This window comes from Streptomyces sp. Tu6071 (genome assembly GCF_000213055.1).
In the GTDB taxonomy this organism is placed as follows: Bacteria; Actinomycetota; Actinomycetes; order Streptomycetales; family Streptomycetaceae; genus Streptomyces; species Streptomyces evansiae.
Genome location: NZ_CM001165.1, coordinates 4,282,384 through 4,305,149, shown reverse-complemented (window position 1 = coordinate 4,305,149; position 22,766 = coordinate 4,282,384). Strand labels below are relative to the sequence as shown.

The following is a 22,766-nucleotide window of genomic DNA, read 5'->3' as shown; positions in this document are numbered from 1 at the left end:
GGGCCCGCCCGGCGCCCGGCAGGGGCGGCACGGCGCCCGCGGGAGCGTGCGGGTCAGATCGCGCGCCGGTGCTGCCGCGACCGCGAGCGCTTCTCGACGTACATCCGCTGGTCCGCCGACTGGAGGACCTCCTCCGGGCTCTCGCCGCAGCGCGCCCAGCCGATGCCGAAGCTCGCCCCCACCCGTACGGAACGCCCGTCGGCCCTGATCGGTTGCGTGATCGCGGTCCGCAGTCGCACGGCGAGGTCCTCCGCGTCGCTGCGCCCGACGCCGTCCGCGAGCACGACGAACTCGTCCCCGCCCAGCCGCGCCACGGTGTCCCCGTCGCGCACGCCGCCGCTGAGCCGCCGCGCGACCTCGATGAGGACGGCGTCCCCGACGTGGTGGCCGTAGCGGTCGTTGATCGGCTTGAAGCCGTCGAGGTCGCAGAAGAGCACGGCGAGGCCCTTCACGCCGTTGTCGGGCAGCCCCTCGGGCGGCGGCGCGACGGCGTGGGTGTGCGTCTCGTAGCCCCCGGCCGGGGCGGCGGGGCGCCCGGCGGCGTCCGGGCCGAGGTCGTACGTGTGGCCGCCGGAGTCGGTCACGGGGTGCGGCGTGTACGGGCTCGGCGCCTCGTACGGCTGCCGCGCCTCGGTCCCGTACGGCGGCTCGCCCCCGTACGGCCCGTACGGCGCGACGGCGCCCGTCCCGTAGGGCTCGCCCGCGTAGTGCGCCGCCGCGTACTCCTCGTAGCTCTCGTAGTTCTCGTGGCGCGCGAAGGCGTCCGGGCGGTGGTCGCCGTAGGCCGCGTCGAGGCTCTCGACGGGGGTCGGGGGTCTCGACGAGGGGCGTTCGCACAGGCGGGCGGCGAGGCGGGAGCGGAGTTCGGCGCTGTTGGGGAGGCCGGTGAGGGCGTCGTGGCTGGCGCGGTGGGCGAGGTGGAGTTCGCGGCGCTTGCGGTCCTCTATGTCCTCGACGTGCGTGAGCAGGAAGCGCGGCCCGTCCGCCGCGTCGGCGACGACGGAGTTGCGCAGGTGCACCCACACGTAGCTCTCGCCGCTCTTCTCGCGGCGCCGCAGCCGCAGTTCGGTCCGCCCGCCCTCGGCGGAGGTGCGCAGCAGGACGCCGACGTCCTCGGGGTGGGCGAGGTCGACGAAGGACCAGCGGCGCAGCGCGGAGGCGGAGCGGCCGAGGAGGCGGCACAGGGCGTCGTTGGCGCGCAGGACGCGGCCGTGGTGCTCGCCGCCCAGTTCCGCGATGGCCATGCCGCTCGGCGCGTACTCGAACGCCTGCCGGAAGGATTCCTCGCTCGCGCGCAGCGCCTGCTGCTCGCGCTCCAGGCGGACGAGCGCGCGCTGCATGTTCGAGCGGAGGCGGGCGTTGGCGATGGCGGTGGCGGCCTGGGCGGCGTACATCTGGAGCGCCTCGCAGCCCCAGGCGCCGGGGCGGCGGCCGTCGCGGGGGCGGTCGACGGCGAGGACGCCGACGAGGTCCCCGGCCTGCCCGGACTCGTACATCGGGGCGAGGAGCTGGTCCTCGGGGTGCCACTCGTCGGCGAAGCGCGGTTCGGGGCCGGGGGTGTACCAGGCCGGTATGCCGTCGGTCTCCAGCTGGCGGGCGATGTCGTGGCGCAGGAAGCGCAGCGCGCCCCACTGCTCTCCGGCGGCGAGCCTGCGTTCCCAGGCGGTGCGGGAGCCGATACGGCCGGTCAGGAGGGAGTCGGCCGCGTCGCTGCCGGAGAGGGCGGCGACGACGAGGTCACCGTCGGGCTGGACGATGTTGACGGCGGCGAGTTCCCAGCCGATGCCGTTGACGACGCCGTCGACGACGGCCTGGAGGGTGTCGGCGAGGCTGCGGGCCGTCGCGAGGTCGGAGACCGCCTGGTGGAGCTGCCGCATGGTCGCAAGACGGACGTAGGGCTCCGACTCGGTCTCCATGCTCGTCTACTCCCCGAGACCTCGACAGCGACTCCAGGACGCGCGCCTCCCCCGGACCACCGGCGGCACGGATCATCACACCCGACAATCCGGCCGCTGATCATCCGATCACATCAGCACATTGGCCACTCCCCCACTGAATCACAGTGAGCTGTGCGCCCGGTACTCACGGTCAACTAAATGTGAGTGCTGTGACTCAAGTCACAGCGAAATCTGTGGCCTCATGCGCACTCTCTGTACGCCGACTGTGCGTTTTCGACCGCTTGAGCACCGCTTGGCGACACGTGGCGACACAGGGCGACTTCCGGCCACACCCGTCACCTTCCATCTCACCCCGCCGCTCGTCCCCTGCCCCCGTGCCGCCGGGGAACACCGGTGCGGTCTTAGGACCTCCGGTTCGGCCGCTGGTCCGATGCGGTGAGTGCTACCGGCGAGTTAGCGTGCATGACGTGTTCAGGACCGACGCCCCATCCCCCGCCGCCCCCGCCACCCCTCATGCTGTGGGGGTGAGTGACGAGGAGTTCAAGGCCGCGCTCGGCCGGCTCGCGGCCGGAGTCGTCCTGGTGACGGCCCACGAGCCGCAGACCGACCCGGACGCGCCGCGCGGCGAGGACGCGGGGATGACGGCGACGGCCTTCCTCTCCGTCTCGCTCGATCCGCCGCTCGTCATGGTGAGCCTGCGGGCCGGCTCCCGCATGGACGACCTCCTCGACGAACAACCCCTGTGGGGCGTCTCCCTGCTCGCCCGCAGCCAGCGCCACATCGCGGGCCGCTTCGCGATGCGCGGCCGGGTCAGCGACCGCCTCCTCTTCGAGGACCTCCCCTACCGCCGCGGCGCACACACCGGCGCCCCCCTGATGGGCGGCGCCCTCGCCACCCTGGAGTGCCGCACCGAGCAACGGGTCGAAGCGGGCGACCACATCCTCGTCATAGGCCGCGTACTGAGCGCGGACCTCCCGAGCGAGGACGGCGAACCACTGGTGTACTTCCGGGGGAAGTACCGGGCGCTGGGGTAGGGGGCGCGGGGACGGGGGGTGATCCGTCCGGGACGCGGCGGGCTCTCCGCCGGTCGTACGCGGGCTTCCACGTCCGTACGCGGTCTCCTGCGGCGGCACCCGGGCTCCTGCGGCGGGTACGGACCGGAGCGGCGTCGCGCCGACCGCTACCCCCAGTCCTTGCCCGACCTGCCCCGCTTGCGCTCGCCGTGTTGTTTCTTCTCGCGGAGACGGCGTTCGTTGATGCCCTTGGGGATCTTGCGCTTGCGGCGGGCCGCCGGGGGCGGGGCCGTGGCCTCGGCGAGGAGGGACGTGAGGCGGGTGGCCGCGAGTTCGCGGTTGCGCCACTGCGAGCGGTGCTCGGAGGCGCGGACGGCGAGGACCCCGCCGTCGCGCAGGCGCGGGGCGAGGCGTTCGAGGGCGCGGGCCTTCCAGACCTCGGGCAGCGCCTCGGTGGCGGCGAGGTCGAAGAGGACCTCGACCTGTGTGTCGGAGGTGTTGACGTGCTGGCCGCCGGGCCCGGAGGAGCGCGAGAAACGCCACTTCAGCTCCGCCTCGGGCAGGACGACCGAGCCACGGATGACATGGGGACCGGACATGCCTCCATGGTCGCGCGTCCCGGGGCGTGCGGCACGCGCTTTTCACGCCGGGGGTACCGACGGGGCGCGCGAGGCCCCTGCGCGCACCGGGTCCGCCGAGATTCGTAAAGAAAGCAAAGGAGCCAGGAACCTTGGCAGCGTGCCCCCGCGTTCATAGAAATGACGACGGTCCCGCCGAAGGCGCGGGGCCGTGATCGTTCGACGAAAGGGACACATCCCATGGCTGTAAGCCTGTCCAAGGGCGGCAACGTCTCGCTGACGAAGGAGGCCCCGGGCCTGACCGCCGTGACAGTCGGCCTCGGCTGGGACGTGCGCACCACGACCGGTACGGACTTCGACCTCGACGCCTCCGCGATCGCGGTCAACACGGAGGGCAAGGTCTACTCCGACGCCCACTTCGTGTTCTTCAACAACAAGCAGACCCCGGACCAGACGATCGTCCACACCGGCGACAACCGGACGGGCGAGGGCGCGGGCGACGACGAGGCGATCAACGTCAACCTGGCGGGCCTGCCCGCCGACGTCGACAAGATCGTCTTCCCCGTCTCGATCTACGACGCCGAGACCCGCAACCAGAACTTCGGCCAGGTCCGCAACGCCTACATCCGCATTGTCAACCAGGACGGCGGCACCGAGATCGCGCGCTACGACCTCTCCGAGGACGCGGCGACCGAGACCGCGATGGTCTTCGGCGAGCTGTACCGCAACGGCGCGGAGTGGAAGTTCCGGGCCGTGGGCCAGGGCTACGCCTCGGGCCTCGTCGGCATCGCGCAGGACTTCGGCGTCAACGTCTGACAGGACGCCTGAGGGCGGAGGCACGGGCCGGGCGGCGCCGGTACGGGGCGCGCCCGGCCCGTACCGCCCGCCCGGCCCCTCCTCGGGGCTCCGCCCCGGACCCCGCTCCTCACTCTCCCCCGGCCTCCGGCCGAACGGTCCCCGCAGAGGGGCCGGAAGGTGTTTCCGCGGGCCGGTGCAGTTCCTCGCGGAAGGTGTGGGCCGGGTACACGCCGAGTTCCCGCAGCTCGGCCGAGAAGAACGACAGCTCCTCCAGGGCCCGCACGAAGCCGGGGTCCTCGGGGTGCCCCTCGACGTCCACGTAGAACTGGCTGGCGTAGAAGCTGCCGCCGAGCTGGTAGGACTCGATCTTCGTGAGGTTGACGCCGTTGCTCGCGAAGGCGCCGAGCGCCTTGTAGAGCGAGGCGGGGATGTTGCGGGTGCGGAAGAGGAGGCTCGTGACGTACGCGACGCCCTCGACGCGCTCGGGGCGCGGGGTCTCGTCGGCGCGCGCGAGGGCGAGGAAGCGGGTCGTGTTGTGGTGCTCGTCCTCGACCTGCTCGGCGAGGACCCGCAGCCCGTAGAGGTCGGCGGCGGCCGGGGGCGCGAAGGCCGCGTGCGCCGGATCGCCCAGCTCGGCGACCTCGCGCGCCGCGCCCGCGGTGTCCTCGGCGACGCGCGCCGTCCAGCCGTGCTCGCGGGTGATCCTCCGGCACTGGCCGAGCGCGTGCACGTGGCTGCGGACGGTCTTGACGTCCTCGATCGTGGCGCCGCGCGGACCCACGAGGTCGAAGTGGATCGGCTGGAAGTACTCGGCGAACATCCGCAGCCCCGACGAGGCGAGGAGCTGGTGCACGTCGGCGACGCGGCCCGCCGAGGAGTTCTCGATCGGGATGAGCGCGACGCGCGCCTCGCCCTCGTTCACCGCGTGCAGCACGTCGGCGAAGGTCGCGCAGGGCAGTGTGGGCACGCCCGGAAACATGGCCGCGCTCACGGCGGCGGAGTTGGACCCTGGTTCACCTTGGTACGCGACGGCGGAAACGCTGCTCATGGTGCCAACGTACCGAAAGCGGGTGGGGCGACGCGGCGCTGTCCACGTGGTGAGGCACCGGGGGCGGGTACGGGACCTACGCTCCGCCCCATGCTCATCGAAACGCTTCTGCCCCCGGCCGACGACCCGCTCGCGCTCCCCGCCCCCGTCCTGCTCGAACTGACCGAGCTGTACGCCTCGGACAAGGAGTTCCAGCAGCTCAGCGGCGACTTCCCGGACCCGGAGCACATCCGCCCCGAGCAGGTCGCCGCCTCGCTCGCCGAAGAGCTCTCGCACCCCGACGCGGAAGTCCTGCTCGCCCGCTCGCGCGGCCGGCTCGTCGGCCTCGCCGCGACCCTGCGCCACCACCCCTCGCGCCCCGACGACCCGGACCCGTGGATCGGCCTGCTGATGATCGACGGCCGCGCCCGCCGCCAGGGCCACGGCCGCCGCCTGACCCGCGCCGTCGAGGACCGCTTCCGCGAGGAGGGCCGCACCGGCGTCCGCCTCGCGGTCCTGCGCGGCAACGCGACGGCGATGGCCTTCTGGACCGCGCTCGGCTACGAGGTCGTCGACGAACGCCCCGACCTGCGGCGGGGACGGCCGACGTACGTCCTGCGCAAGGACCTGCTGGGAGAGCCGGGAGTGGACGGGCAGGCGGGAGGGGCGGGGTCGGAGGGGAGCGGCGCGTAAGCGGAGGGCGGCGCGCAACTGGGCAGGGGCACCGGGCGGGGCAGGGGCGCCGTACCGGGCAGGGGCGCCGGGACCGGCGGGGGTCCGGTGGCGGAGGGGTGAGGGGCCCTCACTCCAGTACCGCGACCCCGACCGGCCGCGTCCCGCCGGGGAGCCACCGCGTCTTCCCCGTCCGCAGGTCCACCGCCGTGACCCCGTCGCGCCAGCCCTCGCGCGTGTAACCGGCGGTCACGTACGCCGTGCGGCCGTCCGGGGACGCGCTCACGTTCTCGTGCGGGCCGTCGAGCGGTACGACGCGTTCCGTGCCGTCCGGGGCGCGGATCGTCAGCGACGGGCCCTCGTCCTCGGCGGGGTCGATGGGGCCCGTACCGACGACGAGGAGGTGGCCGTCGTGCGTGAGCGCGGTGCCGTGCTGGTGCGTGTGCGCCGTCATGCGGCGGACCCGGGAGCGGCCCGTCGCGGGGTCGAGGTCCACGAGGCGTTCGCCCTCGAAGGGAAGCAGGAGGTGGCCGTCCGAGGGGCGCACCGCCGCGTAGTGCGGCTTGAGCCAGCTCCCGAGGCCGCCCTCGGTCCCGTACGGCGCGACCTCCACGCGCCGCTCGACGCGCGCCGCCCCGCCGTCCCCGGAACCGCCCGCACCCGAACCACGCTCACCGTCACCGGGGTCGATGACCGTCACCTCGAAGGAATCGTGCGCGGTCACGTACACCCGCCCGCCGTCCGGCGCCACGTCCACGTCGAAGGGCCGCCGGCCCACCGGCAGGACGGCCGTCACGCGCAGCGTCCGCGTGTCCACGACCTCCAGCGTGCCGCGCCCGTCCGGCACGTTCACGCCGACGTAGGCGTGCCGCCCGTCGGGCGCGAGCGCGACGCCCATGCCGCCGCCCCGGTACTCGCCGTGCGCGACGGGCCCGGTCCGCGTCCGGTACGGGACGCGGGCGACGCGCTCGCGGGTCCGCGTGTCCACGACGGCGAGCCCTTCCGCCGTCGCCACCCACGCCCTGCCGTCCGCGCCGACCGCGACGCCGTACGGGGCGACGCCCACCCGGACGGCATCCGGGCGGCCCCGCCCGTCCGCGGGCAGGAAGGTCACGGTGTCGGCGCCGAAGTCCGCGAGGAGGAGCGTCGCGGAGGAACGGGTGGGGGGCGTGCTGCCGGTCGGCGACGGCTTCGCCTCGCCCGTGCGGCCCGGCCGCGGCGCGGCGGTGTCCGTACGGCCCGGCCCCGCCGGGGCGGTACGGGGCGGGTCGCCGTCCTCGGCGGACGGCGGCCCCGCACACCCGGCGAGCGCCACGAGCACCGCCGCCGCGAGGAGGGCCCTCCGTCTCATCCGGCCGCTCCGTCCCCGGTCCGCCCGGCCTCCGCCGGACCCCCGGTCCCGGCCGGGGACCCGCTCTCCGCCGCCGCCAGCAGCGCCGCCATCCCGGCGAACCCGCGCCGCTCCGCGTGCTCCCGGGCCGTGACGCCCTCGCCGTCCGCGAGGTCGGGGCGCGCGCCCGCCGCGAGCAGGAGCCGCACGATCTCCTCGTGCGCGGCGCCGCCGTCGCCGAGGATCACGGCCTCCAGGAGCGCGGTCCAGCCGAGCCGGTTCACGTGGTTGACGTCCATACCCGTCTCGCGCAGCGCGGCCTCGACGTACGCGACGTTCCCGCGCTCGCTCGCCGGGATGAGCGCGATCCCGCCGAAACGATTGCGCAGCCGCACATCCGGTCCGGCGGGAAGCAGCGCGCGCATCATCGCGACGCTGCCCGTGACGCCGGTGGCGAGCCACGCGCTCTCCAGCCGCGTGTCCTGCGCGTTCGGGTCGGCGCCCGCGGCGACGAGCACCTGGGCCGCCGCGACGTGGTCGCCCTGCGCCGCGAGCAGCAGCGGCGTGCGCCGCGCCTCGTCCCGCACCTCCGGGTCCGCCCCGTCCGCGAGCGCGCGGCGGACGCTGTCCGCGTCGCCCGTGCGGGCCGCGGCGAGGAGGAGGGCGGCAGCGGGGGACTGGGTTCCTGACATGGGTGGCTCCTGCGGGTACGGGACGGGGACGGGTCCTACTTCATCTCACCTGCCCAGCGCGGCGACACCCGCCTTCGCGAACGTCTCGTCCTGGTCGCCGCTCGGCGCGCCCGCGACACCGACCGCCGCGACCGGCGCGCCCTTCGCGGTGACCGGGGCGCCGCCCGCGAGGAAGAGCGTGCCCGGGATGTCCTTGAGGGTCGGCGCGGAGTCGAGGCGCTTGACGAGCGCGGAGGTGGGGGCGTTCCACGACACGGCGGTGTACGCCTTCTTCACGGCCGACTCGTAGGACTGCGGGCCCGCGCCGTCGCCGCGCAGCGTGACGAGCGTGCGCCCGTCGCGGTCGACGACGGCGACCGAGACGTTCTGGTGGGCGCGGTGGGCGGCGTCGAGCGCGGCCTGCGCGGCGCGGGTCGCGGCGGCGGTCGTGAGGTGCGTCGTGGTGGTCGTGTCGCGGCCCGAGGCGTCGGCGGCCGGAGCCGCGGAGGCGGCGGGGCGGGACTGCGGGGACTCGGCGTTCGCGGAGACGGTGCCGAGCACGCCGGCGGTGCCGAGCGCGGCGACGAGGGTGCCACCGGCGAGAAGGCGGCTGCGGCGGGTGCGGAGGGTGAGGGACATGAGTGCGCTCCAGGGGTGTGCGTCGGGGGTACGAGGACCGGGCCGGCCCTCGCGGGTCGGAGGCCGGGCCTCACGGGTACGGGGCCGGTCCCGCGACCTCACGGGTGCGGGGCCGGTCCTGCGGCCTCACGGGTACGGGACCGGGTCCGGCCTCACGGGACCGCCGTTCCTCCGGCGGCTCCCGCTCCTCCAGCCTGGCCGCCCGCACCCGCCCGTCCCGTCGCCCGCCCGGCCACTCCCCGCGCCCCGACCGGCGGGCCCCCGGGTCGGCCGATCGGTTGATGCGCGGCCCCGCGCCCGGCGCGATGATCGAAGGGGGCCGCCCCGCCCCCGTACCGCCGACCCGCCACGTACCGCCGTCCCCCGTCCCGCACCGCCGACCCGTACCGCCACCCACCCGGCTCCCCGCTCCCCGCCCACCCGCTCCCCACAGGACCCCCGCCCATGCCCCCACCGCAGACCGCCGCCCCCTTTCCCGCCTCCCGGGCCGACGCGGCCGACGAGGCCGCCGAGGCCGATGAGCGGCGGCTCACCGCGCTCCTCACCGTCGCCTTCCTCGCGCTGCTCGCGGGCGCGCTGCTGCGCTACGTGCTGCGGCACGGCGACAGCGGGCGGCTGTCGTGGGTCGTGGCGCTGAGCGTCGTGCTCGCGGGGACGCAGCTCGTACGGGGCGGGTCCGCGCGGGCGCGGCGGGGGCGGCTCGGGGTGGTCGCGGTGTGCTGGGCGGTCGTCGTGCTGCTCGCGCCGAGCTTCGCGTGGTGCGCGATCCCGCTCGTGCACACGGCGCTGCGCGTGCTGCCCGTGCGGGCGGCGCTCGCGGCGATCACCGCGCTCACGGCGCTCGTCGTGCTCGCCGAACTGCGGCTCGCGGACGGCTTCGACCCCAACCTCGTGCTGCTCCCGCCGGTCGTCGCGGCGCTCGCGACCGGGGTGTTCCTGCACCTGAGCCGCGAGTCGGCGCGGCGCGGCGCGCTCATCGACGACCTCGTGCGCACGCGCAGGGAACTCGCCGCGACGGAACGCCGCGAGGGCACGCTCGCCGAACGGCAGCGGCTCTCGGGCGAGATTCACGACACGCTCGCGCAGGGCCTCTCCAGCCAGCGGATGCTGCTCCAGGCCGCCGAACGCCAGTGGGACCGCGACCCGGAGGCGGCCCGCGCCCACGTGCGCACGGCCGCCGGGATCGCGGCCGAGGGGCTCGCGGAGGCGCGGCGGCTCGTGCACGACCTCGGTCCGGCGGGGCTCGCGGGCGGTACGGACCTGGGGGCGGCACTCACCGCGCTCGCGGCGCGGTCCTCGCACGACGGGCTCGCGGTGCGGGCCGAGGTGCACGACGAGACGGGGGCGGGCCCGGCCGTCCTGCCGGACCGGGTGGCCTCGGCGCTGCTGCGGACGGCGCAGGGGGCGCTCGCGAACGTACGGGAGCACGCGCGCGCCCGTACGGCGACGCTCACGCTGACCCTGCTCGACGACCTCGCGTTCCTCGACGTCGCGGACGACGGCAGGGGCTTCGTGCCCGACCTGGCGGCGCGAGCGCGCGGGCCGCGCGGCCACGGGCTCCCCGCGACGCGGGCGCGCCTCCAGCAGCTCGGCGGGACGCTCGCCGTCGAGTCGGCGCCGGGTGAGGGCACGGTCCTGACGGCGCGGGTCCCGCTGCACGAGTGGCGGGACGGGGACGAGCCGGAACGAACGTTCTCCACCGGACCGACCGAAGGGCCCACCCCATGACGGACACCACCGCGACCGACCCCGCGACGCCCGGCACCCCCGTGCGGCTCCTCCTGTGCGACGACCACGCCGTCGTACGGGCCGGGCTGCGCGCCCTGCTCGCGAGCGCGGCGGGCATCGAGGTGAGCGGGGAGGCGGGGAGCGGCGAGGAGGCGGTGGCGCTGGCGGCGAAGCTCCGTCCCGACCTCGTGCTCATGGACCTCCAACTCGGTCCGGGCATCGACGGTGTCGAGGCGACCCGGCGGCTGCTCGCGCTGCCCGCTCCGCCGCGCGTCCTCGTCCTCACGACGTACGACACGGACGCGGACGTCACGCGCGCGGTGAACGCGGGCGCGACGGGCTACCTCCTCAAGGCGGAGCGCCCGGAGGAGCTGTTCGCGGCGATCCACGCGGCGGCGCAGGGGCGTACGGCGCTCTCGCCGCCCGTCGCCCACCGCGTCCTCGCCCACCTGCGCGCCCCGCGCCCCGAGCTGACCCCCCGCGAGCGCGACATCCTCGCGCAGCTCTCCCAGGGCCTCGGCAACCGCGACATCGCCCGCGCCCTGCACATCAGCGAGGCCACGGTGAAGACCCACCTGGGCCGCGTCTACCAGAAACTGGGCGTGGACACGCGAGCCGGAGCGGTGGCGGTGGCGAAGGAACAACGACTGCTGGAGTGAGCGGCCCGGGCGGGGCCGGGCGGAGTGGGCTCGGCTAAGCGGTCGGGACTCGGCCTGGCTGGTCTCGGCCCGGCCTCACAGCTGCCCCGAGTCGAGTGTGAAGCCGACCGGCTCGGGGAGTGGGACGGGGTCGCCCACCTTGTAGGTGGTCTTCTGGCGGTAGTCGTCACCGGAGGGACGGGTGCAGACGACGATGTGGGCCGCCTCGCGATCCACCACGAGGTAGACGGGGATACCCGCCCGTGCGTAGCCCCGGATCTTGCGCACGCGGTCATTGGCGGCTGTGGAGGGGGATGTCACCTCGGCGGCGAGCAGCACGGGCGAGGGGTCGTGCCATTCCTGCCGGTCGGCGAAGCTCCCGCGAGGGGCAAGGACGAGGTCGGGGATGACTCGCCCGCTGCCAGAGGCGCCGGGCACCCGGAGGCCGATCCCGGTGTAGCGGGCGAGATCACGGCGGTGGTCCCGGGCCTGACCGCTCAGTTCCGAGACCATCTCCTCGTGCTCGCCGTTCGCCGGTGGTGCCACGTGGATTTCCCCTTCGACCAGCTCCACGCGCCATCCCTTGGGGGCAGCGGCGCTGAATACCTCGAAGGCCGCGTCGACCGAGGGGGCCGGCAGGCTGGAGCCGGCCAGCTCGGCCAGGAGGGACGCACGATGCGCCCACTGGTCCGGCTCGGCCGACGTGGACTCGTACTCGGGGACTGGCTCTGCCACGGCGAACCTCCTTCGCTTCAGCGACAGTTTTCAGCGTATGCGGGAAACCCGCCCGCGAAGCCGAGGCTCTTCACCCGAACCGGGCACGCCCCGTCATGGAGTTGCCGTGCGGACCCCCTCCGAGCCTGCGGCGAGCCCGCCGCGAGCCTGCCGGGCGAGCGCGTCCAGGGCGGGGAACCCGCGCCCGTTCCTGCCCCTCGGCCGCCTCTCGCGGCTCCGTGACACCATTTCCTCCGTGCTCGACATCGGTTACGCCCTCTCCCGCCGCCATCCCGACTCGCCGCAGACCGACTACCGGCGCGCCGACCGGTACGCGCTGCGGCACGACCTTTTTCTCGGGGACGTGTATCTCGCGGACACGGAGGAGGACCGGGAGCTGGCGACGGCCTGGGGGTGGGTGCCGGTGCTCGACTTCGCGTGGGCGCTGTGCGACATCGCCGAGCTGCTCGACCAGGACCCGATGGGGAGCCGGGCGAGCAGGCCGCAGTACGCGGAGCTGGACTTCACCGAGTCGGCGGACCGGCTGCTCTTCGCGCGCCGCTTCGGCTGGGTCGACATCGAGGCCGAGTGGCGCCCCGAGAGCGAGCGCCCGCTGAGCTTCGCGCACGCCGAACTGCGCCGGGAGGCCCGGGACTTCCTCCACGACCTGCTCGCCGATCTCACCGAGATGCACGAGGAGCTGGACGAGAACCCGCTGGTGTGGGACCTGCGGGCCCGCTTCCCGCGCGTGTCCTGAGCCCTCACTCCCCCAGGTCCAGGACCCGCATCCCCAGCTCGGCGGCGAGTGCGGGCGCGAGGTCGATGAGCTGGTCCGGGCTGATCGCCGCGCCGCGCAGCCCGCCGATCCCGGCGGCGACGCCCAGTTCGGCGGCCCGGCGCAGGTCCACGTCCTTGAGCGTCACCTTGTTGAAGTCCGCGCCCTTCACGACGCAGTCCACGAACGCGACCCGCTCCAGGCTCGCCCCGCCGAAGTCGGGCTCGACGAGCACGCACGCCTCGAAGACGACGTCCTTGAGCTTCGCGCCGCGCAGATTGAGGTAGTCGAGTTTCCCGCCGCGCACCACGACCCGTTCGAGCACGGCCCCGTGCGCCTGCGTCCCGCCGAGTCGCGCGTCGATCACCTCGACGTCGCGCAGCGTGGCCTCGGCGAGCTGCGTCCCAACACCCCGTACGGCTTCGAGGCGCGAGTCCACGAACCGCGCGCGCGTCAGGCGTGTGCCGCCGAGGCCGCAGTCGCTCAGGAGGCAGTCGAGGAACGAGGCGCCGCCGCCGTCCCCGTCGTCGAGCGCGTCCCCCCGCCACTCGACGCCGTCGTAGTCCCCGTCAGGCACGAGCCCCCAGCCGGGCGGTTCGACGAGCGGGGGCAGCCGCAACTCCGGCCTGCGCGGCGGCCGTACGGCGGGCGTGCGCCGCGCGGGGCGCGGGGCGGTGGAGCGGGGACGGGTCGAGCGAGAGGTCATGGGGCCACTGTGCCGTAGGGGACTGACAGGGGGCGGGGGAGGCGGTCCACGAGGCCGATTCCGGAAGGCCGTCCTGGAACCCGTGAGGACCCGGCCCCGCCCGGAACCGTACGGCTTGCGGACCCGGCCCCGTCCGGAACCGTGCGGCCTGAAGGCCCCCATCCCGCCCGGAACCGTGCGGTCCGTGCAAGCGGAGGCGTATCTACCGGGCCCGTGGCCGGTTAATGTGCCCACATGACGGATTCCGCCCAGGAACTCCCCGCCCCGGCAGCCCCCGCGCCGGGCCCACCCTCCCAGGACACCCCCGCGCCGGACACCCCCGAGGACGGGGCGCCGGAGGCCGCCTTACCGGGCGGCTCCTCGCCCGGGGCGCCCGCCGATGCCGCCCCGGAAGTCCCGGCCCCCGTCCGCGCCGCGCTGCGGCTCACGCAGACGCCCTGCCAGCGCTGCGGCACCCTCGTCGCCGGGCTCAACGGCCGCTACGCCTGCCCCGTGTGCGACTGGGCGAACCCGTGGGAGGACGGCGCCCGCTGAGTGCCCGCCGGGCCCTCAGCTCCCCATCCGCCGCAGGCTTTCGCCGGTGAGCCGGTACTCGGTCCAACCCGTGTGCGGCAGGGCGCCCATGGACTCGTAGAAGGCCACGGTCGAGGTGTTCGAGTCGAGTACGGACCATTCGAGGCGTTCGTAGCCGCGCTCCACGCACGTCCGGGCGAGCGCGGCGAGCAGCGCCTTGCCGTGGCCGCCGCCCCGGGACGTGGGGCGCACGTAGAGGTCCTCCAGGTAGATGCCGGGACGCCCGCGCCAGGTGGAGAAGTTGCGGTACCAGAGCGCGAAGCCCGCCGTCGCGCCGTCCGGCGTCTGAGCGAGGTACGCGCACGCCATCGCGTCCTCGCCGAAGAGCGCCTCGCCGATCTCCTCCTCGGTGGCCCGCAGCTCGTGCAACGCCTCGTGGTAGGCGGCCAGTTCGGTCACCATCGCGTAGATCTCGACCAGGTCCTCGGGTTGCGCGGTCCTGATCCGGCCCTGGTACCCGCCACTCGCGCGCCCGCTCGTCTCACTCATCCGCGCAGGTTAACCGGCCGGTACGGGACATTCCGGCAAGGCGAGCGGGGACGCGGCGGTGGCGTGGCGAGGGCGGGGCGGGGGCTCGGGGGCGGTTCGGCCGGTGTCCCCCGAAAAGGGGTGGAGGAGGGCCGGTCACGGCTGATAGCTTGCGGCCGACCGTGACACCGCCCGAGGAGGTGAGGGACCCATGAACGCTGTTTCGACGTGGGTGCTCCCCCTTTCGCGTCACGGCCGGCGGCCGAGGTAGGTCCGCCGGGAGCGCCTGACCACCTGGCACTCCCGAAAGGCACCACCGTGCACTCTCTCGCCTTCACCGCCGAGTCCGCCGCGAACGGCGTGCTCACCCGCTGCTTCGCCCTCGGCGACATCCCCGGCGTCCTCTGGTCCCCCGCCCCGCCCGCCGCGACCGCCCCGTCCGCCTCGCGAGCCTCATCCCCCTCGCCCGCCCCCTCGCCCGCCCCGCTCGTCCTCCTGGGCCACGGCGGCGGCACGCACAAGAAGCACCGCGCGATGACGGGCCGCGCCCACCGTCTCGTCACCGGTTTCGGTTTCCACGTCGCCGTGCTCGACGCGCCCGGCCACGGCGACCGGCCGCGCGGGGAGCGGGACGAGCGGGACATCGCCGCGCTGCGCGAGGCGCAGGCGGCGGGCGCGCCCGAGGGCCCCGTCGTCGTCCCGTACAACGCCCGGCTCGCGGAGATCGCCGTGCCGGAGTACCGCGCGCTCCTCGACGCCCTCCTCGAACTCCCGGGAATCGGCGGGCCCGTGGGGTACGCGGGCGTCGGTCTCGGTACCGCGATCGGCGTCCCGCTCGTGGCCGCCGAGCCCCGGATCAGGGCCGCCGTCCTCGGCCTCCACTGGCCCGACGCGCTGACGGAGGCCGCGCGGCGGATCACCGTGCCGGTCGAGTACGCGGTGCAGTGGGACGACGAGCGCATCCCGCGCGAGGCGTGCCTCGCCCTCTTCGACGCCTTCGGCTCACGCGAGAAGAGCCTGCACGCCAACGCGGGCAGGCACGTCGACTTCCCGCGCCACGTCGAGGCGGACAGCGCGGCCCGCTTCCTGGGCCGGCACCTGAGGCCGCAGGCGGACACGACGGCGGCCACGGCGGCCTGACGGGGACGGGCGCGGCGTCCGCACCTCGTACGGGTACGGGCCCCGCGCCCCACCCCGCCCCGCCTCATTCCCCGTGCCGTCCTCGCCTCACCCCCCTAGCGCTCTGCCACCTCGCCCCACATCCCCGCCACCTCGCGCCCCGCCTCGACCTCCCACAGCACCGCCTGGAGCACGCGGCCCCGTGTCCACGCCGCCGCCCGCTCGCGGTCCGCTCCGACCGCCTCGGCGAGGGCGGCGAAGCGGCGGGGGGTGTCGGTGGGGTCGTAGCGGTTGGTGAGGGCGGGGAGCAGGTCGAAGGCGGGGGCGCCCGCGAGCGGTTTGGGGTCGATCGCGAGCCAGGGGGCGCGGCGGGCGGCGAGGACGTTCCCGTAGTGGAGGTCCCAGTGCAACAGCCTTTCGCCGCTGGGCCCTTCGCTCCGTACGGCCCGGAGCGCGGCGGCGCAGTCGGCGATCAGGGCGCGGGTCGCCGCGTCGCCCGGGGCGGCCTTCGCGGCGCGGGCGAGGAGGTCGTCGGCCACGTCGTCGAGGCGGCGCAGCCCGGCGGGGGCGCGGACGGCGGTCAGGCGCGCGAGGAGCGCGGCGAGCGGGCGCAGCGCGGCGCGCACGTCCGGGACGGTGTTCAAGTCCCGTACCGCGTCGAGTCGTTCGAGCAGCAGCCACGAGACCTCGGGGCCGCTCCCCACGTCTTCTCTGTCCTCCGCGAGGACGCGTACCGCCCCGTCCCCGTCCCACGCGCGCAGCGCCGCTCCCTCGCCCGCCGTCTCGTCGGTCCGCAACTGCGCTTTGAGCACCGCCTGTTCGCCGTCACTCGTCCGTACGGGCAGGACGAGGGCCGCGACGCCGTGCCGCACGCGCCCCTCGGGGCGCAGTGACCACCGTTCCAGGCGCCGCGCGGCCATCGCGGGCGCGGCGGCCACGAAGGCGGCGCCCGCCTCGCCCTCGTACCGCCGCTGGCCCTCGGCGAAGCGGGCGGGGACGGTGAAGGGGACGGTGAAGGGGACGGAAGGGGCCATACGGGAAGGGTACGGGCGCCGCCCTACCCCCGTCCTCCGGGACCGGATACCGTCCCCCACCTGCGCGGCGCCGTGACGCCGTGCCGCACCGAGGAGGCGGTCGGGGATGGACGGCAGGGACGTCGTGAACGGCGGGATCTCGTACTGGTGGGCGCGCGAGGGGCTGCCCGCGCCGCGCGAGCCGCTCGCCGGGGACACGCGGGCCGATGTGTGCGTGGTGGGGGGCGGGTACACGGGGCTGTGGACCGCGTACTACCTCAAGCGCGCGCTCCCGTACCTCGATGTCGCCGTGCTGGAACGCTCCTTCTGCGGCTACGGGGCCTCGGGCCGCAACGGCGGCTGGCTCTACAACGGCATCGCGGGCCGCGAGCGGTACGCGCGGCTGCACGGCAAGGACGCCGCCGTCCGGCTCCAGCGGGCGATGAACGAGACGGTCGCGGAGGTCGTGCGGGCGACCGAGGCGGAGGGCATCGACGCCGACCTCGTCCGGGGCGGGGTGCTCGAAGTCGCGACGACGCCCGCGCAGGCGGGGCGCCTGCGGGCCTTCCACGCCGAGGAGTTGGCGTACGGGGAGAGCGACAGGGAGCTGTACGGGGCGCGGGGGACGGCGGCCCGCATACGGGTCGCGGGAGCCGTCGCCTCGACGTGGACGCCGCACGGGGCCCGGCTGCAACCGGCCAAGCTGGTGCGCGGGTTGGCGGCGAAGGCGGAGGAAATCGGCGTACGGATATACGAGTCGACGCCGGTCACGGAGATCCGGCCGCAGCACGCGGTGACGCCGTACGGGACGGTGCACGCCCCGTACGTGCTGCGCTGCACGGAGGGCTTCACGGCGGGGCTGAAGGGGCAGCGGCGCACGTGGCTGCCGATGAACTCCTCGATGATCGTGACGGAGCCGCTGCCCGCCGGGTTCTGGGAGCAGGCGGGGTGGGAGGGCCGCGAGACGCTGGGGGACTTCGCGCACGCGTATCTGTACGCGCAGCGGACGGCGGACGACCGGATCGCGCTGGGCGGCAGGGGCGTCCCGTACCGCTTCGGCTCGCGGACGGACAACGACGGGCGTACGCGGCCGTCGACCGTCGCGGAGCTGCGGGAACTCCTCGTGAAGCTCTTCCCGCAGCTCGCGGGGGCGCGCGTGGCGCACGCGTGGTCGGGGGTGCTCGGGGTGCCGCGCGACTGGTGCGCGACGGTGTGCCTGGACCGGTCGACGGGGCTCGGCTGGGCGGGCGGCTACGTGGGCTCGGGCGTCGCGACGAGCAACCTGGCGGCGCGCACGCTGCGCGATCTGGTGCGCCAGGACTCGGGTCAGGGCGGCCCGACGGAACTCACGGCGCTCCCCTGGGTCGACCACCGCGTCCGCAAGTGGGAGCCGGAGCCGCTGCGCTGGCTCGGCGTCCACGGCATGTACGCGGCCTACCGCGCGGCGGACCGCACCGAATCCCGCACGTACGCGGCGGGGACGGCACGGCTGGCGCGGTGGGCGGACCGGGTGGCGGGACGGTAGCCCCGCGCGAGGCCGAAGGGCGCGCCCGGCCCGGCGCTCAGGGCTCCGCCCCGTCCGTCGCCCAGAGCCCCGCCCCCTCCTGCCGCCCCGCAAATCGCCTTGCGCGTCCCACGCCTCCCGCCCGACCCTTGCCCCATGCACCCGGAGTCCCAGCCCGTCGCGCCGTCCCCCGCCCCCGCCGCCACCGGGGTCCGTCTGCCGTGGGGCGAGGTCCCGGCGGGCGTGCGGGCGTGTGCCGAGGAGCGGTGGGGCGGGGCGGTCGTGGCGGCCGTGTCGCAGGCCGGGGGGTTCTCGCCCGGTGTCGCCGCGCGGGTCCGACTGGCCGGTGGGCGGCCGCTGTTCGTCAAGGCCGTGGGGCCGGAACCCAACCCGCGGTCGCCCGCCTTCCACCGCCGGGAGGCCGCGATCGCGGCCGTGCTCCCCGCCTCCGTACCCGTCCCGCGGCTCCTGGACCGTGTCGAGACGGAGGGGTGGGTCGTGCTCGCGTACGAGGAGATCGCGGGCCGGCAGCCGCGCGAGCCGTGGGCGGCGCGGGACCTCGCACGCGTCCTGGACGCGACGGAGGCGCTCGCCGCGCGGCTCACGCCCGCGCCGCCCATCGGCGCGCCCTCGCTGGCCGAGGACGACAGCTTCCGGCACTGGCGGCTCCTCCTGGAGGGGTACGAGGCGGGTGAGGCGGAGGCGGGGGACACCGTCGCCGGGCTCCCCGCCTGGGCCGGTGAGCGGCTCGCGGATCTCGCGGAGCGCGAGGCCGGGTGGCCGGAGGCGGTGGCCGGTACGACGCTGCTCCACTGCGACCTGCGCGCGGACAACCTCCTCCTCACGCCCGACCCGGAGCGGGCCGTCGTCTTCGTCGACTGGCCGCACGCGGCGACGGGGGCCGCGTGGGTCGACGTCGTCGGGATGGGCCCGAGCGTCCTCATGGGTGCCCCCGGGCTGCGGCCCCTCCTCGACGCACACCTCACCGCGCGCGGCGCGGACCCGGCCGCCGTCGCCACGGCCCTCGTCGGCTTGGCGGGCCTCTTCCTGACGAGCGCGGCCCGCCCCGCGCCGCCGGGCCTCCCGACACTGCGCCCCTTCCAGCGCGCCCAGGGCGAGGCGGCGCTCGCGTGGCTGCGGGCGAGCTGGGGCGGCGTGTGAACGAGGAGGAGTACCGCGCGTATCTCCGCGAGGAGCGCGCCGCCTTCGCCCGGGTCCTCGAACGGTACGGCTCCCGCACCCCGGACCGGGCCCGCGCGGAGGCCCTGGCGGCGTACCCGTACGAGCCCCCGGAGGCCCCGTACCGCGGCCTGGTCTTCCACGACGAGGCGTGGCACTGGGCGATGCTGCACCTCCACGGCGAGCGCTACTGGCACGACCACCCCGAACTCCTGCACGCGCCAAGGGAGTACGAGAAGCCGTACGAGCAGCAGGCCGACCGGCCGAACCCGCCGCCGCCCACCCCGTGACCCGGCTGAGGGCGCCCGGCCGGAGCCCGAGGACATCGCGACCGTGCGACGCGGTGCCGCCGCGCGCTGAGGGGCTCACCCCTCGCCGGTCAGTACCCGTCCCACGAAATCGTCCAGGTTCGCCATCATCCGCGCGACCTTCTGCTCGACCGTCAGCGACTCGTGCATCCGGTCCGAGCCCACGTCCTTCTTGCCGCGCACGTAGAGCGGGCAGGCGAGGTCCTCGCACAGGTACGTGCCGACGGAGTTGCCCGCCTTGCCGGCCTTGCCCGCGCGCGGCGCGACCATCAGGGCCACGCCGCCGGAGTGCGGTGTGAGGCAGATCGAGCACATGCCGCGCCGCGTCTGCCACGCCGCCGTCGCCGGGCGGCGCAGCGTGAGGGCGAGCGTGCGGCCGTCGACGACCGTCGCGAGGTAGGCCCGGTCCGGGGCCTGCGGGTCGCGCCAGCCGAAGTAGTCCAGGTCCTCCCAGGGGCGTTCGGCCAGGTCACGGGGGATGTGGAGGCGCTTGGCCTCGCCCTTCGAGCAGTTCACGAAGGCGGCCCGGATCTCGGGGTCAGTCAAGGGCTTCATACACGCCAGGCTAAATTGCCTATACCCTGTAGGCAAATGCTTTATAGGCACAGGCGCAGGCAGCAGCAGGGCGAGCGAGAGGACCGGGCGGCGCGATGGGACGAGTGGGACTGAGTACGCGGCGGCTCGTACGGGCCGGGGCGGAGCTGGCTGACGAGGAGGGCTTCGCGCAGGTCACGCTCTCGGCGCTGGCCCGCCGTTTCGGCGTGAAGCCCGCGAGCCTGTACGCGCACGTGCGGAGCTCGGACGACCTCCGCACCGGCATCGCGCTGCTCGCGCTCGACGAGCTGGCCGACCGGGCCGCCGACGCCCTCGCGGGCCGGGCGGGCAAGGACGCGCTGTCCGCCTTCGCGGAGGCGTACCGCTCGTACGCGCGCGAGCACCCGGGCCGGTACGCGGCGACCCGCCACCCGCTGGACCACGAGACGGCTCTCGCGAGCGCGGGCCCCCGGCATGCCCGGATGTCCCGCGCGCTCCTGCGCGGCTACGCGCTCGACGAACCCGACGCCACGCACGCCGTACGGCTGCTCGGCAGCGTCTTCCACGGCTTCGTCGACCTGGAGCTGAGCGGCAACTTCGCGCACAGCGCGCCCCCCGCCGAGGAGAGCTGGCACCGCACCCTCGACGCGCTCGACCACCTCCTGCGCACCTGGCCCCCGGCCCCCGCGACCACCCCGGCCCCCGGTCCGGACGACCCGGCACCCGCGACCACCCCGGCCCCCGGTCCGGGCAGCATCGCACCCGCGGCCACCTGACCCCCCGGCCCCGTACCGCCCGGCCCCTCGCCGACCCGACCCGCCTCGCCCCTCACCGATCCGCCTCCCACCAGGAATCCCGGTCCCACCATGCTCACCACCATCCCCCTCACCCCCGCCCTGATCCGTGGCGCGCTCGAACTGGAGCCGACCGCGCACGGGCTGCTCCCGCACCGACTCCCCGCCGCCGCGCGCGCCCAGAACACGGACCCCCAGCTCGCGATGGCCGAGAGCCAGCCCTCCGGGGTGCGGCTCGCGCTGCGGACCGCCGCGACCGTCGTCGAGCTGGACACCCTCCCCACCAAGCGCCTCTACCCGGGCGCGCCCCAGCGCCCCGACGGCGTCTACGACCTGCTCGTGGACGGCGAGCTGACCGCGCGCGGCACGGTCCCGGGCGGGCGCACCCTCGTCATCGACCTCGCCACCGGGCGCGGCGAGGCCCGGCCGGGCGCCGAGCCGGGCACGCTGCGCTTCGACGGGCTCGACGCGCGCGAGAAGGACGTCGAGATCTGGCTGCCGCACCAGGAGACGACGGAACTCGTCGCCCTGCGCGCGGACGCCCCCGTGGAGCCGCTGCCCGCGCGGGGCCGCAGGGTGTGGGTGCACCACGGGAGTTCGGTGAGCCACGGTTCCGACGCGGCGAGCCCGAGCACGACGTGGCCCGCGCGGGCCGCCGCGCTCGGGGGCGTGGACCTCGTCAACCTCGGTTTCGGCGGCTCGGCCCTGCTCGACCCGTTCACCGCGCGTGCGCTCAGGGACACCCCCGCCGACCTCCTCAGCCTCAAGTTCGGCATCAACCTCGTCAACGCGGACCTCATGCGGCTGCGCGCGCTCGGGCCCGCCCTCCACGGCTTCCTCGACACGGTCCGCGAGGGCCACCCCGAGACGCCGCTCCTCGTGGTCTCGGCGCTCTACTGCCGCATCCACGAGGAGACCCCGGGCCCCGCCGCCTTCGACACGAGCGCCCTCGGCGAGGGCCGCCTCTCCTTCGTCGCCACCGGCGACCCGGCCGAGGTCCCGGCCGGGCGCCTGACCCTGCGGACCGTCCGCGAGGAGATGGCCCGCGTGGTCGCGAGCCGCGCCGCGAGCGACCCGCACCTGTACTACCTCGACGGCACGGAGCTGTACGGGGCGGAGGACTACACGGCCCACCCCCTCCCCGACGAACTCCACCCGGACCCGGAGACCCACCTCCGCATCGCCGAACGCTTCGCGGCGAAAGCCTTCGGCACGACGGGAGCCTTCGCGGCACGGGCCTGAGACGCCACGGGCCTGAACCGGGACGGGCCCGAGCCGGTACGGGCCCGAGCCCTGCCGCACCGCCCGCCCCGGCCCCCCGAGCCCTGCGCCCGCCTCCGCCGCGCCGAGCCTGGGGGGTGGCCGGCGAAGCGGGAGGGCGGACGGTGGAGGAGAGCGGGCTCGGGGACGGGACGGACGGTACGCGGTGCGGGGAGCAGGGGGACGGTAGTAACTCCCCGCACCCACATGACTACCGCGTGTACGTCGTGATGAACCCCACGCGTACGAGTGGTTTGAACGACGCCCCGGCGGGCCATAGGCCGTCTTTTCGCACGCGGTGCGACAGCGGACCGAAGCTGTCCGCCTTCCGGCCTACCGTCCCGGGTGTCGCGCGTCGCCGCTCAGCGTCGGCGGGGCGCGGCCCGCACACGTACCGCCCGAGGACCTAAGGACCGTCATGGACTTCGTCTCGCTCCGCATCGTCACCACCGACGTGGCTCGCCTCGCCGCCTTCTACGAGAAGGCCACCGGCGCGCGGGCCGCGTGGGCCACCGAGGACTTCGCCGAGGTGCACACCCCGCACGGGAGCCTCGCCCTCGCCCACTCCCGCACCCTCGCGTCCTTCGCGCCCGGCGCCTGCCGCCCCGGCGCGAACGAGAGCGTGATCATCGAGTTCCGCGTCCCCGACGTGGACCGGCTCCGCACCTGCCTGTCCGGCACGGAGATCGTCGCCGAGCCCACCACGATGCCGTGGGGGAACCGCTCCTGCCTGGTGCGCGACCCCGACGGCAACCTCGTCAACTTCTTCACGCCGGTCTCGGAGGCCGCCAAGGCCAAGTACGGCATCGCCACCACCGCCTGACCCG

At 75.3% G+C, this 22,766-nt stretch carries 25 protein-coding genes; 14 read left to right on the top strand and 11 right to left on the bottom strand.

The window, feature by feature from the left end:
* Positions 1-53: 53 nt before the first annotated feature.
* Positions 54-1,916 carry a diguanylate cyclase CdgB gene (cdgB, locus tag STTU_RS17960; protein ID WP_007825417.1) on the bottom strand — a complete coding sequence of 621 codons (1,863 nt, stop codon included), beginning with the start codon at positions 1,914-1,916 and terminating at the stop codon, positions 54-56.
* A 506-nt stretch (positions 1,917-2,422) separates the two neighbouring features.
* Here cdgB and STTU_RS17955 point away from each other — a divergent pair.
* Positions 2,423-2,932: a flavin reductase family protein gene (locus STTU_RS17955; protein ID WP_007825415.1), complete on the top strand. Its 510-nt coding sequence runs from the start codon at positions 2,423-2,425 to the stop codon at positions 2,930-2,932.
* Between the two features lie 146 nt (positions 2,933-3,078).
* Here STTU_RS17955 and arfB read toward each other — a convergent pair whose 3' ends face one another.
* On the bottom strand, positions 3,079-3,510 hold the full coding sequence (gene arfB / locus STTU_RS17950) for an alternative ribosome rescue aminoacyl-tRNA hydrolase ArfB (RefSeq protein WP_007825413.1): 432 nt from the start codon (positions 3,508-3,510) through the stop codon (positions 3,079-3,081).
* Positions 3,511-3,729: 219 nt separating this feature from the next.
* Between arfB and STTU_RS17945 the strand changes: the two genes are divergently transcribed.
* Complete coding sequence (locus STTU_RS17945) at positions 3,730-4,305, top strand: TerD family protein (RefSeq protein WP_010278495.1); 576 nt, start codon at positions 3,730-3,732, stop codon at positions 4,303-4,305.
* 109 nt (positions 4,306-4,414) lie between these two features.
* Here STTU_RS17945 and STTU_RS17940 read toward each other — a convergent pair whose 3' ends face one another.
* Entirely contained in the window at positions 4,415-5,335 is a 921-nt protein-coding gene (locus STTU_RS17940) for a prephenate dehydratase (RefSeq protein ID WP_007825404.1), read from the bottom strand.
* Between the two features lie 90 nt (positions 5,336-5,425).
* On the opposite strand from STTU_RS17940, the gene STTU_RS17935 reads away from it, so the two are divergent.
* Positions 5,426-6,007 carry a GNAT family N-acetyltransferase gene (locus tag STTU_RS17935; protein ID WP_007825400.1) on the top strand — a complete coding sequence of 194 codons (582 nt, stop codon included), beginning with the start codon at positions 5,426-5,428 and terminating at the stop codon, positions 6,005-6,007.
* Positions 6,008-6,116: 109 nt separating this feature from the next.
* Here the strand turns inward: STTU_RS17935 and STTU_RS17930 are convergent, their stop codons facing one another.
* The 3 genes from STTU_RS17930 to STTU_RS17920 are packed head-to-tail and all read right to left on the bottom strand — an operon-like array spanning position 6,117 to position 8,626.
* Positions 6,117-7,337: a YncE family protein gene (locus STTU_RS17930; protein ID WP_043255579.1), complete on the bottom strand. Its 1,221-nt coding sequence runs from the start codon at positions 7,335-7,337 to the stop codon at positions 6,117-6,119.
* Positions 7,334-8,008, bottom strand: a complete 675-nt coding sequence (locus tag STTU_RS17925) for an ankyrin repeat domain-containing protein (protein WP_007825395.1) — start codon at positions 8,006-8,008, stop codon at positions 7,334-7,336. Before STTU_RS17925 ends, STTU_RS17930 begins: the two co-directional genes overlap by 4 nt.
* Positions 8,009-8,053: 45 nt before the next feature.
* Positions 8,054-8,626, bottom strand: coding sequence for a GlcG/HbpS family heme-binding protein (locus STTU_RS17920; protein WP_007825388.1), 573 nt, complete (start codon positions 8,624-8,626; stop codon positions 8,054-8,056).
* A 444-nt stretch (positions 8,627-9,070) separates the two neighbouring features.
* Here STTU_RS17920 and STTU_RS17915 point away from each other — a divergent pair, with 444 nt between their 5' ends.
* Both STTU_RS17915 and STTU_RS17910 read left to right on the top strand, forming a co-directional pair.
* The gene (locus STTU_RS17915; protein WP_007825383.1) at positions 9,071-10,354 is read left to right on the top strand and encodes a sensor histidine kinase; all 1,284 of its coding nucleotides are present in this window, start codon (positions 9,071-9,073) and stop codon (positions 10,352-10,354) included.
* A complete protein-coding gene (locus STTU_RS17910; RefSeq protein ID WP_043255577.1) occupies positions 10,351-11,013 on the top strand; it encodes a response regulator in 663 nt (220 codons plus the stop codon). The genes STTU_RS17915 and STTU_RS17910 overlap by 4 nt, the downstream gene beginning before the upstream one ends.
* Before the next feature lie 75 nt (positions 11,014-11,088).
* Here the strand turns inward: STTU_RS17910 and STTU_RS17905 are convergent, their stop codons facing one another.
* A complete protein-coding gene (locus STTU_RS17905) occupies positions 11,089-11,655 on the bottom strand; it encodes a Uma2 family endonuclease (RefSeq protein WP_043257514.1) in 567 nt (188 codons plus the stop codon).
* Positions 11,656-11,962: 307 nt separating this feature from the next.
* On the opposite strand from STTU_RS17905, the gene STTU_RS17900 reads away from it, so the two are divergent.
* Complete coding sequence (locus STTU_RS17900; RefSeq protein ID WP_007825376.1) at positions 11,963-12,463, top strand: hypothetical protein; 501 nt, start codon at positions 11,963-11,965, stop codon at positions 12,461-12,463.
* 4 nt (positions 12,464-12,467) lie between these two features.
* Here the strand turns inward: STTU_RS17900 and STTU_RS17895 are convergent, their stop codons facing one another.
* The gene (locus STTU_RS17895) at positions 12,468-13,187 is read right to left on the bottom strand and encodes a pentapeptide repeat-containing protein (RefSeq protein ID WP_007825375.1); all 720 of its coding nucleotides are present in this window, start codon (positions 13,185-13,187) and stop codon (positions 12,468-12,470) included.
* A gap of 234 nt (positions 13,188-13,421) precedes the next feature.
* On the opposite strand from STTU_RS17895, the gene STTU_RS17890 reads away from it, so the two are divergent.
* Entirely contained in the window at positions 13,422-13,721 is a 300-nt protein-coding gene (locus STTU_RS17890; protein ID WP_007825374.1) for a hypothetical protein, read from the top strand.
* A gap of 15 nt (positions 13,722-13,736) precedes the next feature.
* Here STTU_RS17890 and STTU_RS17885 read toward each other — a convergent pair whose 3' ends face one another.
* Positions 13,737-14,249 carry a GNAT family N-acetyltransferase gene (locus STTU_RS17885; RefSeq protein ID WP_007825373.1) on the bottom strand — a complete coding sequence of 171 codons (513 nt, stop codon included), beginning with the start codon at positions 14,247-14,249 and terminating at the stop codon, positions 13,737-13,739.
* A 297-nt stretch (positions 14,250-14,546) separates the two neighbouring features.
* On the opposite strand from STTU_RS17885, the gene STTU_RS17880 reads away from it, so the two are divergent.
* Positions 14,547-15,368, top strand: coding sequence for an alpha/beta hydrolase (locus STTU_RS17880; protein WP_007825372.1), 822 nt, complete (start codon positions 14,547-14,549; stop codon positions 15,366-15,368).
* A 95-nt stretch (positions 15,369-15,463) separates the two neighbouring features.
* On the opposite strand, the gene STTU_RS17875 is transcribed toward STTU_RS17880, so the two are convergent.
* Positions 15,464-16,381, bottom strand: coding sequence for an aminoglycoside phosphotransferase family protein (locus tag STTU_RS17875; RefSeq protein ID WP_007825370.1), 918 nt, complete (start codon positions 16,379-16,381; stop codon positions 15,464-15,466).
* Positions 16,382-16,487: 106 nt separating this feature from the next.
* Here STTU_RS17875 and STTU_RS17870 point away from each other — a divergent pair, with 106 nt between their 5' ends.
* From STTU_RS17870 to STTU_RS17860, 3 genes are all read left to right on the top strand, one after another.
* A complete protein-coding gene (locus tag STTU_RS17870; protein ID WP_007825367.1) occupies positions 16,488-17,885 on the top strand; it encodes an NAD(P)/FAD-dependent oxidoreductase in 1,398 nt (465 codons plus the stop codon).
* A gap of 135 nt (positions 17,886-18,020) precedes the next feature.
* Positions 18,021-19,025: a phosphotransferase family protein gene (locus tag STTU_RS17865; protein WP_007825365.1), complete on the top strand. Its 1,005-nt coding sequence runs from the start codon at positions 18,021-18,023 to the stop codon at positions 19,023-19,025.
* Entirely contained in the window at positions 18,995-19,333 is a 339-nt protein-coding gene (locus STTU_RS17860; RefSeq protein ID WP_043255572.1) for a hypothetical protein, read from the top strand. Before STTU_RS17865 ends, STTU_RS17860 begins: the two co-directional genes overlap by 31 nt.
* Before the next feature lie 75 nt (positions 19,334-19,408).
* Here STTU_RS17860 and STTU_RS17855 read toward each other — a convergent pair whose 3' ends face one another.
* Positions 19,409-19,906, bottom strand: a complete 498-nt coding sequence (locus STTU_RS17855) for an FBP domain-containing protein (RefSeq protein ID WP_007825362.1) — start codon at positions 19,904-19,906, stop codon at positions 19,409-19,411.
* Between the two features lie 95 nt (positions 19,907-20,001).
* Here STTU_RS17855 and STTU_RS17850 point away from each other — a divergent pair, with 95 nt between their 5' ends.
* From STTU_RS17850 to STTU_RS17840, 3 genes are all read left to right on the top strand, one after another.
* Complete coding sequence (locus STTU_RS17850) at positions 20,002-20,661, top strand: TetR/AcrR family transcriptional regulator (protein ID WP_043255570.1); 660 nt, start codon at positions 20,002-20,004, stop codon at positions 20,659-20,661.
* A gap of 90 nt (positions 20,662-20,751) precedes the next feature.
* Positions 20,752-21,921 (top strand): GDSL-type esterase/lipase family protein, encoded by a 1,170-nt coding sequence (locus STTU_RS17845; RefSeq protein WP_043255568.1) that lies wholly within the window; start codon positions 20,752-20,754, stop codon positions 21,919-21,921.
* A 436-nt stretch (positions 21,922-22,357) separates the two neighbouring features.
* Positions 22,358-22,762, top strand: a complete 405-nt coding sequence (locus STTU_RS17840) for a VOC family protein (protein WP_007825355.1) — start codon at positions 22,358-22,360, stop codon at positions 22,760-22,762.
* Positions 22,763-22,766 lie beyond the last annotated feature (4 nt).